Origin of the sequence: Limihaloglobus sulfuriphilus (genome assembly GCF_001999965.1) — a bacterium.
GTDB classification, from domain to species: domain Bacteria; phylum Planctomycetota; class Phycisphaerae; order Sedimentisphaerales; family Sedimentisphaeraceae; genus Limihaloglobus; species Limihaloglobus sulfuriphilus.
The window spans coordinates 970,364-987,674 of the sequence record NZ_CP019646.1 but is presented as its reverse complement, the minus strand read 5'-3'; the positions used below and the strand labels follow the sequence as shown (position 1 = coordinate 987,674).

At 42.9% G+C, this 17,311-nt stretch carries 16 protein-coding genes; 3 read left to right on the top strand and 13 right to left on the bottom strand.

Annotated elements, in window-relative coordinates; translation table 11 throughout:
- Positions 1-6 precede the first annotated feature (6 nt).
- The 4 genes from SMSP2_RS03775 to SMSP2_RS03760 all read right to left on the bottom strand — a co-directional run bounded on the left by SMSP2_RS03775 (position 7) and on the right by SMSP2_RS03760 (position 3,739).
- A complete protein-coding gene (locus SMSP2_RS03775) occupies positions 7-795 on the bottom strand; it encodes a type II secretion system protein (RefSeq protein ID WP_222566396.1) in 789 nt (262 codons plus the stop codon).
- 40 nt (positions 796-835) lie between these two features.
- Positions 836-1,648, bottom strand: coding sequence for a hypothetical protein (locus tag SMSP2_RS03770; RefSeq protein WP_146682683.1), 813 nt, complete (start codon positions 1,646-1,648; stop codon positions 836-838).
- 43 nt (positions 1,649-1,691) lie between these two features.
- Positions 1,692-2,531, bottom strand: a complete 840-nt coding sequence (locus tag SMSP2_RS03765; RefSeq protein ID WP_146682682.1) for a hypothetical protein — start codon at positions 2,529-2,531, stop codon at positions 1,692-1,694.
- 62 nt (positions 2,532-2,593) lie between these two features.
- Positions 2,594-3,739 carry a substrate-binding domain-containing protein gene (locus tag SMSP2_RS03760; RefSeq protein WP_146682681.1) on the bottom strand — a complete coding sequence of 382 codons (1,146 nt, stop codon included), beginning with the start codon at positions 3,737-3,739 and terminating at the stop codon, positions 2,594-2,596.
- A 511-nt stretch (positions 3,740-4,250) separates the two neighbouring features.
- Here SMSP2_RS03760 and SMSP2_RS03755 point away from each other — a divergent pair.
- The gene (locus SMSP2_RS03755) at positions 4,251-5,192 is read left to right on the top strand and encodes a radical SAM protein (RefSeq protein ID WP_186804840.1); all 942 of its coding nucleotides are present in this window, start codon (positions 4,251-4,253) and stop codon (positions 5,190-5,192) included.
- Positions 5,193-5,236: 44 nt separating this feature from the next.
- Here the strand turns inward: SMSP2_RS03755 and SMSP2_RS03750 are convergent, their stop codons facing one another.
- The 4 genes from SMSP2_RS03750 to smpB all read right to left on the bottom strand — a co-directional run bounded on the left by SMSP2_RS03750 (position 5,237) and on the right by smpB (position 7,868).
- Positions 5,237-5,644, bottom strand: coding sequence for an RrF2 family transcriptional regulator (locus SMSP2_RS03750; RefSeq protein ID WP_146682679.1), 408 nt, complete (start codon positions 5,642-5,644; stop codon positions 5,237-5,239).
- 147 nt (positions 5,645-5,791) lie between these two features.
- Positions 5,792-6,436 carry a ClpP family protease gene (locus tag SMSP2_RS03745; protein ID WP_222566395.1) on the bottom strand — a complete coding sequence of 215 codons (645 nt, stop codon included), beginning with the start codon at positions 6,434-6,436 and terminating at the stop codon, positions 5,792-5,794.
- A gap of 487 nt (positions 6,437-6,923) precedes the next feature.
- A complete protein-coding gene (locus SMSP2_RS03740) occupies positions 6,924-7,298 on the bottom strand; it encodes a DUF1844 domain-containing protein (RefSeq protein ID WP_146682678.1) in 375 nt (124 codons plus the stop codon).
- A 33-nt stretch (positions 7,299-7,331) separates the two neighbouring features.
- The gene (gene smpB, locus SMSP2_RS03735; protein ID WP_237048844.1) at positions 7,332-7,868 is read right to left on the bottom strand and encodes an SsrA-binding protein SmpB; all 537 of its coding nucleotides are present in this window, start codon (positions 7,866-7,868) and stop codon (positions 7,332-7,334) included.
- Between the two features lie 91 nt (positions 7,869-7,959).
- On the opposite strand from smpB, the gene rsmG reads away from it, so the two are divergent.
- The gene (gene rsmG, locus SMSP2_RS03730) at positions 7,960-8,679 is read left to right on the top strand and encodes a 16S rRNA (guanine(527)-N(7))-methyltransferase RsmG (RefSeq protein ID WP_186804839.1); all 720 of its coding nucleotides are present in this window, start codon (positions 7,960-7,962) and stop codon (positions 8,677-8,679) included.
- A gap of 40 nt (positions 8,680-8,719) precedes the next feature.
- Positions 8,720-9,517, top strand: a complete 798-nt coding sequence (gene tatC / locus SMSP2_RS03725) for a twin-arginine translocase subunit TatC (protein WP_146682676.1) — start codon at positions 8,720-8,722, stop codon at positions 9,515-9,517.
- A 29-nt stretch (positions 9,518-9,546) separates the two neighbouring features.
- On the opposite strand, the gene recR is transcribed toward tatC, so the two are convergent.
- The 5 genes from recR to SMSP2_RS03700 all read right to left on the bottom strand — a co-directional run bounded on the left by recR (position 9,547) and on the right by SMSP2_RS03700 (position 17,109).
- A complete protein-coding gene (gene recR, locus SMSP2_RS03720; protein WP_146682675.1) occupies positions 9,547-10,152 on the bottom strand; it encodes a recombination mediator RecR in 606 nt (201 codons plus the stop codon).
- Between the two features lie 3 nt (positions 10,153-10,155).
- Positions 10,156-11,835, bottom strand: coding sequence for a DNA polymerase III subunit gamma/tau (gene dnaX, locus SMSP2_RS03715; RefSeq protein WP_146682674.1), 1,680 nt, complete (start codon positions 11,833-11,835; stop codon positions 10,156-10,158).
- 191 nt (positions 11,836-12,026) lie between these two features.
- Positions 12,027-14,813, bottom strand: coding sequence for a DUF7901 domain-containing protein (locus tag SMSP2_RS03710; RefSeq protein WP_146682673.1), 2,787 nt, complete (start codon positions 14,811-14,813; stop codon positions 12,027-12,029).
- Between the two features lie 570 nt (positions 14,814-15,383).
- Positions 15,384-16,262 carry a thymidylate synthase gene (locus SMSP2_RS03705; RefSeq protein WP_146682672.1) on the bottom strand — a complete coding sequence of 293 codons (879 nt, stop codon included), beginning with the start codon at positions 16,260-16,262 and terminating at the stop codon, positions 15,384-15,386.
- A 154-nt stretch (positions 16,263-16,416) separates the two neighbouring features.
- A complete protein-coding gene (locus tag SMSP2_RS03700) occupies positions 16,417-17,109 on the bottom strand; it encodes a CPBP family intramembrane glutamic endopeptidase (RefSeq protein WP_146682671.1) in 693 nt (230 codons plus the stop codon).
- Between the last annotated feature and the right edge of the window lie 202 nt (positions 17,110-17,311).

Sequence of the window (17,311 nt, the reverse complement as noted above, 5' to 3'; positions counted from 1 at the left end):
TTCCTTTTATAATTTATTTATCCATTCAGGCCATCTGCCACCGTTATAATCCCGCTTAGTGTCGAATTTACGATGCCACTTTAATTCCCACAGTTCCTTTATATGAATCTTCCTTACAGAACTATCCATAAAGGTGCAATTAACGTAGCCTTCATGCCTGTCGATTGCAAACCGCCACATCATATTTGGGCCGAGTCCATAATTAAATACTCCATATTGTATCGGAGCTCTATCGTAATCTTCTGGAAAGCCATCAAACAAAGCACAATCCATAAATACAGGAACATTCTGCGGTTTTGAGGCATTGTTTTTTTGCCAAAATTTGCTTGTATCATATATCCACAGAGGAGCCCCTGATTTTGACTGGCTGGCTATCCAGGCATTTGCGCCGTAACTGCAATGTGCAACTTGGTTATTATTATTGTCGGCCCACACCACATTCCAGCAAGCATGTGGATTTTGCGCACCAGCATCATAGGCTTTTTTTGCAGAAGGGCATAACAAAAGCTCTGTGTTCTGGTAATAAGGTTTGAGTTTTTCGAACCACCAATTGGCATTTGCTCCCTGCTCCCCATTTACACTCGTTTCATCCGGGTACAGATCATTAAAATCATTATTATAAAGTGCAAAGACTAATCCCCATTGCTTTACATTAGAAGCACATACTACAGTTCTTGCATTCTCCCGGACTTTGTTTAAGGCGGGCAATAATATGCCCATCAAAATGGCAATTATCGAAATAACCACCAGTAATTCGATTAAGGTAAAACCTTTCTTTTTGATTGTCAAGTGCATGATATACTCCAGTTTAAAAATTAATTTATTACGTAAATTCTTACAGTATTAATTCTTCCATGAGAATCGCTAAATCTTCTAAATTAACCATTCCATCTTTGTTTATGTCAGCACCAATGCCATGAGAATATACATTTACAGAGTACACAGAGGTTCTGTCTGTCTGTTCATCATACGAGACGCAAATATTTAATGGAGACCCATAACCAGTTAACCAACCATTTGCTGCCCAGAACTCAACATCCTCAATAACATTACCGGATAGAATCAAATTACCTGCTTCAATATTAATGACTACATTACATTTAGTATCTGCAGGCATTGTAAAGCCCGCTGTTGCATCAACTGTACCATCATAAATATTAAATCTTGCTTTTGAAGATATTGCTTTGGCTAAAGAGATTGGCGACACCAGTGTGCCGCCATAGATATTCACCATCGCTTCTCCCATCACTCCGATATTTAAGACAGAAGTAAAACTTGCATTACCATATTGATTATAAACCGCAACAGCTTGTGGGTGGTCAGATAATCCTAATTCGAAAGCGGTAACATCGCCTTGAGCTGCTACGGTTAATTGTGTACTGCCTGCGCCGTTAGCACCTAAAAATATTATATTTGCTCTTGCATCACCCGTTATTACTGGTCCACCGCCAATAGCATCAGTGTTATCAATCCACACATTATCGGTTTCTGTTGGCTCTGTACCTGCACCATTTATCCAATTCCAGTCGTTATGCCAATCATTATCCATATCATCATTTGTCCATACCATATCAGAACCTTGACAGAGGTGCGAAGTAAATGCTATAAAAATGAAAACTAAAACTGATTTTTTTGCTGCTTTGTTCATTACTATATTCCTTAAAAATTTGTTTATTATAGAACAAAAAAAACTATCGTGTTTGCCACCATGTTTCAGACAGGAGCCATTGAGAAGCAAAAAGGAAAAAATCATCCATATCAACTATCTCGTCTAAATTTAGATCAGAACGATTGCGTGCCGAATACTGGAGTGCATAGGCGGTATTTTTCCCTGGATTAAGATAACCGTAATCAATTCCTACCCGCTCAGATAAGCCATACGATTTAATCCAGCCTTGGCTAATCCAGTGTTGAAAATATATCAAGAAATTACTTCCGCCACAGATTAACTGGCCGTCACCTTGTATATCAACAAGAATATCTGTTGCTTCATAGACAGAAAATACCAGAGTATTTGTGGTTTCCAAGGATCCATTGTAAATATTTACTCTTGTTATACTGCCAGGATTATATCCTATACCCAACGGTCCCACTGAATTAAATGTGCCACCATAAATATTTACAGTTGCAATTCCGCTCAAACCTAAACGAGATATATTATTGACTGTCATGTTGCCATATTGATTATAAACTACATTTGCTGTTGTGTTGTCTGCGATGAAGAATTCATTACATAAAACATTAGCTTGTTCAGCTATTGTCACCTCACAATCAAGACTAGCACCGGGTTCCCAACCTGAACCTATAACAAACCAGTCGACAACAATGTCACCTTCAATAACAGGTCCACCGCCACAATTGTGGTCCATGCAAACTTGGTCATCTGCGGCTGGTACTCTGCCTAAATCCCAGTTTTGTGGGTTGCTCCAACACCTGTCGCCGGAACCGTTAGTCCAAAATATCCATTCAGCAATACCAGGAACCGTGAATAAAGACACAACAATACTGCACAATAGAACTTTACTTTTCATGTTAAGCACCTTTCTTTATAATAATATTCGTAAAAAGAACAACTTAATTCAAATATAACATTTCAGCTGCATACACTGCTTTCCCTTATAACCAACTCTGAGGGTATTTTGTAATACACATATCCAGAGCTACCAAACAGAGCACTCTGCACCAAAAGTTTTATAGCTTCATGCCCCACAATTTTGTTGAATTGCTTAACGCTGGTTAGGGCGACTGGCAGTTGTTCACAAAAAGGATAGTCGCCAAAACCAACAACAAATACGTCTTTTCCGATTCGCAAACCGGCCGCATCAGCCGCAGCGTAAACTTCTTTCGCCACAAAATCATTAATGGCAAATAAGGAAAACTGCTTATTTCTCTGCTCTTTAAACAATTGCAGTGCTCTTTCATAAGCAATATTGACTTGATTTATTGTTTTATAATTATCTGCAGATTCGCTCAAAACATACTGACCAAGATCGGAAAAACCACATTCTATCATTGCCGTTTTCCAGCCGTAAAAACGATCCTCGCTGGCACTGGCTCCATTAAAGACATCACACCCTAAGTAATAAACTGGCATTTTATGTTCCATTAACAAGTGTTTTGTGGCATGATATGCTCCATCAATGTGGTCAATTGAAATACAATTAACAGACAAATCTGATAGCATACGATCAATAAAAAGTAGTTTTTTGTTGTTTTCTAAGAGTTGGCTAACAACATTACGGAAATCTGGAGTATCATACGCACCTGTAATAATACCATTTGAAGTACTATTAAGAAGTAGGTTAAAATAGCTATCAATATCACCGTGCGCATCTACTATTCGAAGATCAACACATTTCAAACTGTTTCTTGCAAATTCGTTCATTCCAGATGCTATTTGCATTCCCATAGGATCAATATTCCAGCGAATGTATGACACGGAAACCCGGAGGTCTTTGTGACTATTAAGATCACCATTGCTAAGTACCGTAGGTTTTTTGCCTCTCCCCTTTGGAATGTGAATCAAGCCCTTGTTCTCCAATACTTTGAGCGCTTCATTAGCAGTACGATAATCTACCTTGAAACTGTTAACCATATCAGATACTGTTGGTAATTTATCGCCAGTATTCAGTTCACCCATAATCATCTTTAGCCTTATTTGTCTTTCAATCTGCCGGAATATAGACACTTTCTTGTCTTTCCCCTTATCAATAGCGATATTATCCAATAAATTATTCATAATCTCTCATTCATAAAATAAAACACATTAAAAAACATAATATTATGTTGCCTATATTATGCTAATAATCAAACATAAGTCAAGTAAAAATACAATATAAATTTAAAAACTTTAAAAATTTTTAATATTTTAATTATAGCTTCTTTAAAAAAAACAACTTACAACAATTAAACTACTTTTGGTAGCTTAAAAAACAGTTGTTATTCTTACCCAGTGTATTTACATGCATAATATCAAGCCGCAAATACGAAAGATGATCAATAGCATTGTTATACTGGCAAATCAATTATATGCGGGATTAGATATTGGTTCAGACGAACAAGACTATGCGTTCCGAAGCTGGTCAACCTTAATAGATTCTAAGTCAGATATTGCAGCAAAAACATTCCCACAAAAATATCTTACAGAATTACTGATCACATAACAGCTCAATTGACTTTCTATAAGCTGACTGTTATAATTGTACATAATACGATTCCATCGAGCCAATATTTAAACACGGATGTTTAAAATGAGAAAATACAAATACATATACGGCCCCGTACCGAGCCGGCGGCTTGGCTGGAGTCTGGGACTTGATATTATCCCGCTCAAGACGTGCAGCCAGAACTGCCGCTACTGCCAGCTCGGCATGAACAGCGATGTCACAGTACAACGCCAGGAGTATGTTGACGTCAGCCTTGTTCTCAAAGAGCTTGAACGCAAACTCGCCGAAGACGTAAAAATCGACAGGATAACGATTAGCGGCTCAGGCGAACCGACGCTCAACTCGGGCATCGGCAGGCTGATCACCGGCATAAAAGCCATGACAGATATCCCTATGGTGGTTATAACCAACGGCACACTGTTATGGGATCCGCAGGTCCGAAAAGAGCTGCTCGCGGCGGATACTGTCATGCCGTCTCTCGACGCAGTTGACCAGGCGACATTTGAGATGGTCAACCAGCCGCACAAAAGCATAACTTTTGAGAAGCACCTGGAGGGGCTGATAAAGTTTCGCCAGGAATACAGCGGCCAATACTGGCTGGAAGTTTTTCTCCTTGAAGGGCTTAACACGTCCGATCAGCAGATAGAAGCCTTCGCGGAACACATCAGCCGGATAAATCCCGACAGGGTACAGCTCAACACCGCAGTACGTCCGGTAACCGACCCGGCTGCCAAAACAGTGCCGCAAGAGAAAATGAACGAAATCGCAAAACGCCTTGGCGGAAAAGCCGAGGTCATAGCTGCTTTCAGCAAACAAAACGCCGGCCAAAGCCATTACACTTCCCGCAGCGACGTACTTGAAACGCTCAAGAGAAGGCCATGCACCATCGAGGGTCTGTCAAAAAGTCTTGATGTAAACGCCAGTGTAATATCTAAAATAATAAGCTCGCTCTCAGAAGAGAAACTTATTACTGCGGAACAGAGGGAAGAAGGGATATTTTATAAATTTAAACTGCCCGGCGACTAAACAAGCCAAGGCAAAATGGATAAGGCATATTGCTGTAAATCTTGCTATCTGCCCTGCTTGAGCTGATCGAAATATATATTGGAAAGTGATTTATTGACATTCTCTTGCAGGTTTTCGAGCTGCTCATGAACTTTGCAGTAGCTTGCGCGGTGGCACGGCGTATTTTTATCCATACACATATTAAGCATAAAACTTCTCGGGGCAATGGCCTCAAGAACTTCAAAAAGACTCAGCTCTTGAGGATCTTTGTTGAGCCAGTAGCCGCCGCTGCTTCCCCGCCAACTCTTAAGTATTCCCGCGTTAGAAAGTTTTCCGGCTATGAGCCGAAGATGCCTGTATGGAATCTCCATGACCTCTGATATGTCCTTTGCGGTAGCCGGCACTGACGAATCATAATGGTCTGCAAGATATTGAATCATGCGTATAGCGTAATCTGCTTCTCTGGTTATCATACCATAATCCTTGATTTTAAATCAATAATAATGACATAAATATACTGGCAAACCGCTATGAAATCAAATCTTTTTAGAGAATTAAGCAGATTTTTCATAAACCCAATGGCTGAATGCAATTAAGTATCTTAATTATATCAAGGCCACTCATTTGGTGTCTTTTTCTTCCTCAGGCTCTGTAAGTACTTCGTCTATTATTCCGTAATCAAAAGCCTCTTTAGCGGTCATATATTTATCACGGTCTGTTTCTTTCTCAATGGTTGAGATGGTCTGTCCGGTGAGTTTCGAAAGCACCTCGTTTAGCATGGCTCGAGCTTTAATAATTTCTTCAGCCTGTATCTTAATATCTGCGGCCTGGCCGGTAACTCCCCCCCAGGGCTGGTGAAGCATAATCTTGGCATGGGGCAAAGCAAAGCGTTTATCTTTTGCGCCGGCCGCGAGAATTACCGCAGCGCCCGATTGCGCCCTGCCGATACAATACGTAGCAACGGGGCTTTTAATGAAACGGATCGTATCGTAGATCGCCATGGTGTCATCGACACTGCCGCCGGGGGAATTGATATAGAGGTTGATCTCACTTCCCGGTTTGCTGTTGTCAAGATAGAGCAGCTTCATGATGACCTCTGTAGCCATGCGGTAATTTATCTCTCCAATCATAAAGAGGATACGATTATCCAACAGCATATCATCAAGAGTCATCTCGCGTGTACGCTGGTAGCCGCTAACTTGCGAGTACGCGGCCATGCGGGCTTCATTTAAATTTTGTGTTTTGGCTTCTATGTTTTCTCTCATGAGTTTCATCCTGGTAAAATACATTGCAGATTTATATAATTGCACCGGTTATCACGGTAAACACCATTAAAAGATTGGTGTATTTTATCCTTTTCTCTCTCGCTGTCCAGAGAAACGTGGGATTTTAACCCCTCTCTGTCATGAAAGTTACCCACAGAATTGATTGATCGGTATAAAACTCTCCAGAGAGAATTAAGATTATTTAGCTCAAAAACGTTTTTTTTCATAGAAACACGTATTTATACGAGTTGCAAAGGGGTACCGGCTCTGGTAATATTATAGTGCGTTAATAGCCAGATGAGTGTGATGACAGGCTCTTTCCAGAGAGCCAAAAAGAGTGTAAAAGGACGGCCGGTTAACCCCGGCACCTGGCTTCGGAAATGCCCCGCGAATCGCGGGTTTCAAGGGCGGGTTTGTACCCGCCCTTCTTTTGTAAGCATATAATTGCTAACAACTTACACCGCAACAGCAAAGGATGATGTTTAATTTACTTCTCAGCAACGGTTACATATGCCATACGCAGCTGGCTTAAAGAACCGCTAAGCAATTCTTCTTCTTCTTTTGAAAGGTTGCCTTTGGTTTTTTCTTCAATGATAGCGAGAAGATCGATGTTAAATTGAGCCAGTTTTAAGTCTTTTTTAATTTTGTCTTCCATACCCTCCGGAGCGACAAGCCCCATTGCAAAGAGTGCCTGTGTTGAAAGCATACTTACCAGTACCGAGAAATCGGCATCAGGCAGCTGCTGGCTCTGCTGGTCAGAAGATTCCTGTGATTCTTTATTTTCTTTTGATAACTTTTCTTTTTCTGCTTTTGCTTCTTTTTTCCAGTCTTGGTCAATTATGATTTTTTTCTCGTCAGTCATTAAGAAATCCTTTTATTTTAAGTTAATTTTATTTCACCTGCCAAAATTCCGCATCTGGCGTTCTGTATCACGTCTGTTATCCCGTTCCTTAATAGTATTTCTTTTATCATACTTCTTCTTACCGGAGGCAAGTGCCAGCTGAACCTTTGCTATGCCGCGGGAATTGAAATAGATTTTCAGCGGAACAAGAGTATAGCCTCTTTGATCGAGTTTTGTATAGAGTTTTCTGATCTCTGCTTTGTGTAATAAGAGTTTTCGCTGCCTTTGGGGGTCGTGATTGTTGTAACTGGCCTCAAAATACTGATCAATTTTAGAACTGTAGAGATAACACTCACCGTTTATTATGCGTGCATAAGATCCGTTTAAATCGGCATTTCCCGCCCTGAGTGATTTCACCTCACTCCCGTTAAGAGAAATCCCGGCTTCAATCTTATCAACTATCTCATATTCAAACCGGGCTTTTTTGTTTGAAGCAACCGCCCCGGTTGAGTTTTTGTTCTGTTTGCTGACCATTGCCGACAATAATAGCAATTCTATTACATTTTGCAAGCTAATGTTGTTGTATTTCATCAGCCTCTTGATATAATTTTCAATTTATAGAACAAGAATTCAATACAGGGTTACCGGCAGCCGGGTTTTAGACCATATGCCGCAATTTTTAATGTTAACCGGCAAATATACATCACAGCTATCTGATAAGCAAATTGAGCAGCTCAAACTGTTTGCGCAGCTTCTGCAGGATCACAATAAATATTTAAATCTGACTCGTATAACGGAAATTGATCAGATCTGGACACGTCATTTTGAAGATTCACTTCAGGCCCTGGCTGTACTTGAAACGCTGAGACTGCCGGGCCGTAAGAACTCTTTGATAGATATTGGCTCGGGCGGCGGTTTTCCGGCACTTGTACTGGCAGTTGCCCTGCCTGACTGGAATATAGTTTCTGTTGAAGCCACGGGCAAGAAAGCTCGTTTTCAGCATACCGCGGCGGAAAAGATGGGGCTCAATAATGTTGACATCTACCCTGAAAGAGCTGAAATACTCGCAAATCAATTTGATTTCCGGGGCCAGTTCGACGCCGCGGTCACAAGAGCCATGGGAAGACTGAGCATCATTTCGGAGCTGACGATGCCCTTCATTAAGACAGGAGGCAAGTTTATCTGCTGGAAAGGGCCTAAACTTGACCAAGAGCTGATAGCCGGAAAGGCTGCAATTGAATTGCTTGGCGGCAGAGATATCAATATAATTCCATATAATTTACCCGGAGTAGCCGACAGCGATTATAAACTTCTGGAAGCAACCCAGGTATCTCCCGTGCCAGGCCAGTATCCCAGGGAATATAAAACTATTAAAGCAAGTCCTTTAGGTGAAAAAACATAAAGGATCTTTTCAACGATAAACCAATCAAAATTACTTATATATGGCTAAAAAAAATAAAAAAAACCAAAAGAAACTGCCCGTTCCGGACGAAAAAGATCTAATTTCTATGAGTCTTGGCGATCACCTTGAGGAACTTCGCTACCGGCTGGTAATGGCATTTATGGGAATATTCCTGGGAATGGTAATCTGTCTTTTCATGGGGAAATTTCTGCTTGATGTTATAGCTGAACCCTTTCGCATAGCTATGCAGCAGGTCGGGATGGAGCCGGAACTGCAGATACTCGAACCGGCAGAGAAATTCTTAATCTACCTGAAAACATCGCTTATTTTCGGCATAATACTGTCAAGTCCCTGGGCAATTTATCATGTATGGAGATTCGTTTCAGCCGGCCTTTACAGGCACGAAAGAAAATATGTATATTATGTAACGCCTATAAGTGCTTTTCTTTTTATCACTGGCTGTTTCTTTTTTCTTCTGGTAATCGGGCCGATATCACTGAAATTTTTTCTTGGATTTGATACCGGCATAGAATTTGTCAAGGTAGGAGTTACGCTGACAAGCTACATAAATTTCATACTTCGGCTGACACTTATCTTTGGTATAGCTTTTCAACTTCCAATTGCCATCGTATTTGCTGAAAAGATGGGCCTTGTAGATGTGGAAATGCTTACATCCATTCGCAAATTCGTCCTTATCGGGCTTCTTATAGTTTCCGCCATGGCCACTCCACCGGACGTGGTCTCACAGATAGCATTGGCAACGCCTTTATACATTCTCTATGAAGGAAGCATTATCGCCTGCCGCCTGTCACGGAGAAGAAAAAATAAAGAGCTGTAAAAGCCTACGCTAAGAAAGGTTATTAGAAATCAGTCAATTTCTGTCCTGCCAAGTATCGCATCGGCAAGAATGGCAGAGTTTGAAAATTCAATACTGCTGCCGGCCGGCAGCCCTCTGGCAAGGCGCGTCACCTTTACATCCATATCTCTCAACAGAGAGCATATGTAAAGTGCGGTTCCGTCACCTTCCACTGTAGGGTTGGTTGCCATGACGATTTCTTTGATACCTTCTTTGCCGACACGTTCAATAAGATGATCTATTGTTAAATCTTCCGGCTCAATCCCCTCAAGCGGAGCAATATGGCCGCCGAGAACATGATACTTCCATGCACAAAACCCTGTATTTTCAAGGCTTATGAGGTCCTTGGGTTGCTCAACGACACAAACGACAGATGAATCCCTGGCATTGTCTAAGCATATCGGGCATAATTCCTGCTCTGAAAGATTGTGGCATCTGCTGCATTGGACAATCCTGGTTTTTACATCGTTTATTGCCGAAGAAAGTTTCATAGCATCCTGTTTTGAGGATTTGAGAATATGAAAAGCCAGTCTCTCGGCGGATTTTGCTCCGATTCCGGGCAGGTTAGAAAATTCATTTATCAGATTGTTGAGGCTGTCTGTATATGCCTTATTCATTTATCACTGTTCCTTTAGATGAATTCCGACCACCCTGGCTTTAAAAGCCTCAGTAAGCATTTTTACCCCTGAATCCTGCAGGGCTTGTTCTTTTTGCTGCCTGCTGAAACCGGCTCCTTTTGAGCGGCGGGCTTGTTTTTTGGTTCCAACGCTTTGAGATATCTCGAATTTGACAGTGGTTTTACTGCCAAGCAGCTTTGAGAGGTACGTGCATACCTCATCTGAAGCATGAGTACATATCTGCATCGGCATTTTGTCTGAGGCAGAAAATTGTACCTTAAGCGTCTGACCGTCAAATTCCGAAGGCTGGGATTTAGCAAGCGAAAGACCGAGACGCTGTTGTATCGCACCAAGTGAATTGGTGATATTTTGCCAGTTATTGACTACTTCATCAAGATCGCGGCATGTAAAGGTTTGCATCTCTGGTTGTCGGCCGCAAGAGGCTTTATCAGGAGAAGATTCACTGGATACTGATTCATTTTTTAATGAACTCAATCCCGCAGAGCTGGGCTTGAAACTATCTGTTAATTTTTTTTTTACGTTCAGCCGTCCGGTGTCTATACGCTTTATAAGCTCATTTACACCAATAAAATGCTCACTAAGAGTCAGCCGCAGAAACAAAGCCTCAAGAAGTGCCCGGGCGCTTTGAGACTCTTTGACCGGGTAGCGTATTTTTTCAAGCGAGGCGATTGCGTAAATTATTGAAGCAATGTCAAACTGCTCAACAATACTGTTTATGCGATTTTTCTCAGCAGTAGTCAATATAAGCAGTTTTTCACTGCCGCCGGCTTTGACAACCATCATGTCACGAAGTACCTCAATGGCGGCTTCGACTATTTGCAGCGGTGTCATGCCGTCTCTTAAAAGCCCGTCAAGCATACCAAGGACACCAGAAGTGTCGTCAGAGCCCACCATCTCAAGTAATGAGGCTATCCGATCCCTGTCGGGTTCACCAAGAACGTCTTCAAACACCTTCATATCTAAAGGGTCAGCCCCGCTGCTTATAAGCTGATCCAGCACGCTGAGCCCATCCCGCATAGAACCGTTGGCCAGTCTTGCAACGGCGGTAACAACGTCTGAATCGTAACCGATTGACTCACTATCCAGAACCCTGGCCAGCTGAGCGGCTATTTCCTGAGGTTCTATGGATTTAAAGTCAAACCTCTGGCAACGGGACTGTATAGTAGCAAGAACCTTGTTCGGCTCGGTAGTGGCAAATATAAATTTTACATGATCAGGCGGTTCCTCAAGCGTTTTGAGCAGGGCGTTAAACGCACTGTTGCTGAGCATATGAACTTCATCAATTATGTATATTTTGTAACGGCTTCTGGCCGGACGGTATATGGCATTCTGCCGCAAATCGTGTATGTGTTCAACCTTGTTATTGCTTGCACCGTCAATCTCAATTACGTCAATATCTTCACCGGTATTTATAGCCAGACAGCTGTCACATTTACAGCAGGGTTCGGTAGTAGGCTTATCGAATGAAAGACAGTTGAGTGCCTTGGCCAGAATTCTGGCCATGGTGGTCTTTCCCACTCCGCGAGTTCCGCAAAAGAGGTAGGCGTGAGAGACCCTGTCTGCATCAATCGCGTTTTTCAACGTCTGCGAAACTGCGTCCTGCCCTACAACATCATCAAAGGACTGCGATCTGTAACGTCTTGCCAGAACTGTATATGCCATGAATATCCGTCAAATCAAAAATTAAATTCCATTTGTCTAAAACGTAATAGATTCTATTTTACATATTCAGCTGTAAAAACAAGAAAAATAGAGGAATTTTACGCAACCGCCGGATTCAAGGAAGAACGGTTACAACATTTTTTACGGCACAGGCCCGACTGGCAGGGCCTGTACCGTAATATTGATTTGACTTAGTTTAAAAACAATCCTTGTGTTGTTGTACACTCAAGCCACTGCGATGCCATAATCCGGAAATCAAGAACATTTACGCAGCAATCTTTGTTAATATCCGCTTCCAGATAAACTGTGCAGTCTGGAGCATCAGGAATCAGATGAGCAGGTGTAATGTCGCTCTTGGGATACGGAAGTCTGCCGTCCCAGTTAACCGGAATTACTACCGGAGTAGGACTGCACAAGAAAACCTCCTGGGGCAGAGCGGTCATCCACTGGTTAAATTCCCAGAGCTCGGCAGTGTTGGGCATACCCCAGGTATGTCCAAATCTGAAGTTACGTGCCGCGAACTCACAGTTTTCCTGTCCTTGCGGCGGTTCGATTGTAAATTCGAACAGCTCAGGGTCAAATATATACGGATGCTGGTGAATAAACCGGTACTCGCCAAGCATTTTCGGTTCTCCGGCATAGTCCATCAGATCGAAAGCACCTACGACATACCCGCCTGTTATATCCTGAATATTCACATTCTCAAGAGGAAAAGAGTTTATGTACCAGCCAAAACCTGGCAGCAGGGTTCCCGGCTGAGTGCTTCTGGTAACTATGCCGAATGACATATTCACGTCATAGCCATTAAGCTCATGACCAAGGGGATAATAAAGAGGTTTCCAGGACTTGGCTCCCGAATAAACCTCGAGATAGGTAACCTGAATGTCTCCGTCGCAGCCCTCTTTTTCATCCATCAACAGGACTTGAATCTCGCCATCCTCTGTATAAGGGGCCATTCCTTCCAGAATAATTTCATCCCATATACAGTCATAGCCGGATATTGAGCCCTGATAAACATCGTCCACATAAACTGATGTGCCTGAAGGGCCTGCTCCGGCTGATGAACCTGACCAGGGAATACGAAAACGCAGCATTACTTTATCCGTGCCCGGGGTTACAGCCGCGACAATGGAAGCATATGTACCCTGATCGCAGTTTCCAAGCCGTATAGATTCTGTGGCGCAATTATAAGCACCCTTGAACCAGGAACCGTCAACTTTGAAACTGTGTGTTTCCTGGTCTTCCCAATAATCAAATTCATCTGTAAACTCCCATGTATCGGCCCAGTGTACAGCAGTGTCGTTCCATGCATTCTTGAGGGGTGTTGTTTTCCAGCCGAACTGTGGATTATCAACGCCGGATATCTCAGCAGAAACTGACAGCCAGTATATCTTTGGGTTTCTGGGCGTGCCTTCCTGAACAAAAGCCGATTCTTCAGGTATATCTACAACATATTGCCATATCCGATAATCACTGCCAAGCTGGCCGTCAACGTAGGGATCCCAGAAAAATTCATTACTAAGGCCGTACTCACTGACTTGAAATTCCGTGAAACTGCCGCTCCAGAGCTCCTCAAGAGGCATTGAAAACTTGTTACCTGGATCATCATACTTATTATCTGGATCATCGCCAATTGGATCATCACTGTATATGGTCAAACTGAGTTTCTCCACATTACCTGGTGCAGGGCCTGTCCGCCCGTCACCAAGCCATGAATTCCACAGGAAAATTTTGGTAACCGGCCCTGTTCTGGTGCATGGAAAATCATCTGCCAGCATCCTGTAAATCCCGTCGTTACTGTCCACACGGACATCAGTGCCAAGAGTCGATTCGTCAGGCGGCTGAATATATTTAGTATCCATCTCATTTGGATACGTGAAATAAACATCGTCGTACCTGATTCCGTTCCAGCCCTGGAGGACAAACTCAGTTGTTATAGTAACATCATCGCCGTACGGAACAGGATTGTCCGAGATGTCCCAGTCAACGTGAATATCTGAGCGGGTTAGGTGAGGATAGTGCACATTATCCTCAACAATCTCGGGTTCGTTGACAGTATTGCGGTCGATTTGGGTACGGTAAGCGAGAATATCATAATCCGTATATGCAGTATAATGAATATCAGTTGCATCTTCAAGACTGTCCTGGTCAATCCTATATGAACCGACAACCTTTTGTGTAGGCCCGTCCGAAGGGTCGATGGGACTGTCGGCAGGCGTCAGGGTAGCTGCGTAGCATATATATGTATGGTTGCCGCTGAAATTGAAATACCAGCCGTTTCCCTCGTTAAATCCACCCGGATTTGGGTTAGTAAACGAGTCATAAGTATATGTCTGAAAGTCTCCGCCGTTATCTCGGTCTGAATCCGCAGTGATCATCTCTGCAGGATTCGAATAAAGATAAGCTGCTGTACCACTATCACCCCAGGGTGTTATAGCGTGTCCGCCGCTGGGGCTTCCGCCTGCAGTGGTGCGGGGCCACCGGATGCCTATACTGACCTGTTTATAATCACGTATCAGATTTCCAATGAACCTGGCTCCCTGTGAATATGCCCATGGGTCATAACTTTTATTGCCGTATTCGGTTACAATTACGTATGGATTTGAAGGCCACACGTTGTTTGGCGAACCGAGCCACCAGTTCAGAGCGTTATCCATCCAGCCGCCGTCCTGGGTGCCGTGGATGTCAGTTGGATCAAGTGACTTCCGCCACAGCAGCATATCGTAATAGATATCCTGGGCTCTCTCCTGAATCGTTGCTCCGTTTCCGTAACCGGCCCCGGCCAACATGTTAGAAGCTGCCGCCATCCAACATGAATTGTCAGTCGGTGGAGTACCCGGGGCTATTCCTTCGTTGCCGGAAATGAATTCCTTGTCAACGTCAGATGCAGGGTCACGCATCCAGTCTGCTCTTGAAGTGCCGGCTGAAATTAAAAGTAACACCACAATTACAATAGAAATGATTGAATTTTTCATCATGATTCCTCCAATTAAAAAAAATTGTAATATTAAAAAAAACTGAAAAAACGGGCCAAAATGCCGATGCTAAATTCTGAGACAACATACACCGTAATTCATAGTAACAAACTTATTCAGCGTTTACAAGTTAAAGAATTATTTAAATTTAACGCGAACTCTAACCTGTTTGCAGAAAATTATTTATATAATATTTAAAATTATTAATCCCACGCAGAACAGTGTTGAAAAAAATTTTTACTACCAGAAAGGGATTGTTCAAACAAAAAAACAGCAGGCAAGGGGTCGCCAAGCCTGCTGATCATCCGGCGGGTGTGTAGCCCAAAGGCACCTTTTATGGTGTTGGCCCTTTGCCGACACATCGCTGAAGTCGCTATCGCTCCATTCGCTGCCGGTACCGAATCACTATTTGTGTTGAAAACCATTCTAACGGCAGAAAAGCTAAACGGCAATAAATATTTTCATTTTCTAAAACTCCGGACAGCTCTGCGGAAGCATAATCAATGCTTCTGAACACGCTAAAACATTTAAATGCGGGGTTTTAGACATATACCTTCAGTTTTCTGCCGCGAATCATCCCCTGCCCTTTCTGTACCAGTCAGGATCTTCTGCAAGTTTGTGTTTTGCCTCTTCTGTCATCATTACAAATGCCGGATTATCAGAGCTCCAAACCCTGTTATCCAGAGGAGTATCTTTCATTTTTTTTATTTCCGGCTCAATCTCACTGAAATAACTGCCGTAAAGGTGCAGAGAGTCAGCTATGTCAACATATCGGCCGACTTTTACTGTGCGTTGAAGTTTATCACCTATCTTCGCGGCTATAATTTTCTGAAGATCAGTGAGTGCGTAAACGTTCATAAACCACGCCTTATAAAGATCGCGGCTCCTCCAGTGGGTATTCATATTCAGCACCAGCTCTCCCTGTTCATCCTCAAGAAGTCTGCACCATACACGCTGGAGGCACGGCGGGTCGTAAGTCTTGGGGTCACATGTCGGCTGCCAGGTTATCGCCTGCGCACGGCGTGAGTAGGTTGCCTGGCTGAGCTGTTCGATCATGCACTGAACCTGATTGACAGGCTTAAAAGGCCTTGGAGATGAAGACTTGCTCAGATCCTCGCAGGGAGAATATTCAAAGAGGCGTTCGTTGTAAGTATATGTCCATTTATCCTCCTCAGGGTTTATCCAGTGGTTGTGTATCCCGTCAACAACTTCCTGCCGGTAGGATTCAAGTTCTTCGGGGCCGCCGGGGAAATTTTTATGTATCCGCGGCTCTTTAAAAGGGTCTTCAACTTCGATTATACCTGTAGCGTCCCGGCTTGCGGGGTCCTCAGGCTTGTCGTACTGGGTTTTTATCTGACAACCCTTCTGCCACACCTCAAGGACGGCTCTTTCCCAGGCCTGCGGAATAGTTTCAGCTTTAACAAAAATTGTCGGTATATACCCGTTCTGCATTCGTTCACCTCAAATCTATATGCTAATATTTATCATACCTGTAACAGCGGCAACGGCGTCCACTGTAAACAATTAAACCGCCAAGGCGGGTTTGTGTCAATGAATAACTCTATTTTCAGTGATGCTTTGGCCCGGCGACAGAGACGCTTGTATCTTAGACACAGAAAATCAAATGCCAGCCAACACCGAAAACAGCCAGATCAACAATAGCATGTGAAACGTAACCGGGCCACACCGATTTGTAACGTAAATACAGCCATGACCATACGCCTCCGCCGATAAATATTCCCGCCGCAGCTGCCAGAGTAACAAACCAGTTAAAATATATCTGCATTGCGAAGATATGGTGTAGAGTGAAACCGGCAGCAGAAGCCGCTATTGCTGTTTTAGTTGAAAATATATCTGAACATTTTTTGAAAACAAACCACCGCCAGACATACTCTTCTAACACTGAATTGATCGTTATCCAGTACAAAGCTCCGGCAATATAAATAGCGGGCCTGTCAAGCCCGTTTTGCGCGGCCATGTCTTTAAGAGTCTGGGGCTCTATCAAAAATCTGCCCAGAAACAGATATGCGGCAATAACAGCTAAACCCATTACTGCACCTGTAACGAAGGCAAGGGCAAAACCGCCCTGCCGCGGCTTTGAAATGCTCAGACTTTTTCGGTCAACAACCAGCTGCCAGAGAACCGGTAATGCCAGCAGCCAAATCTTACAGAAAAAAAACACAACCCTGCCGACCACAGTACCGGGCATAAGTATCATTGCTGTAATTACGCCGATGCTTGGAGCCGGCAAGATCATTGCCAGGGCAGCGCCCGAGAGTTTTTTCTTATTGATTTGCATTTTATCAGTATAAACTCAAATTTGAAACTATCCATAAAAATTCATGCCGGCAAATGTATTGACAACGAAAATTTTTACATTTGTTCGAATTTTGAATAAAAACATATCAAAGAATTTGACTTTACCGCAGAAAAATCTATACTGCAATTTTTGCATCTATGAAGACTTATAATTTACGTGACAGCTCTAAAAAATATTAATT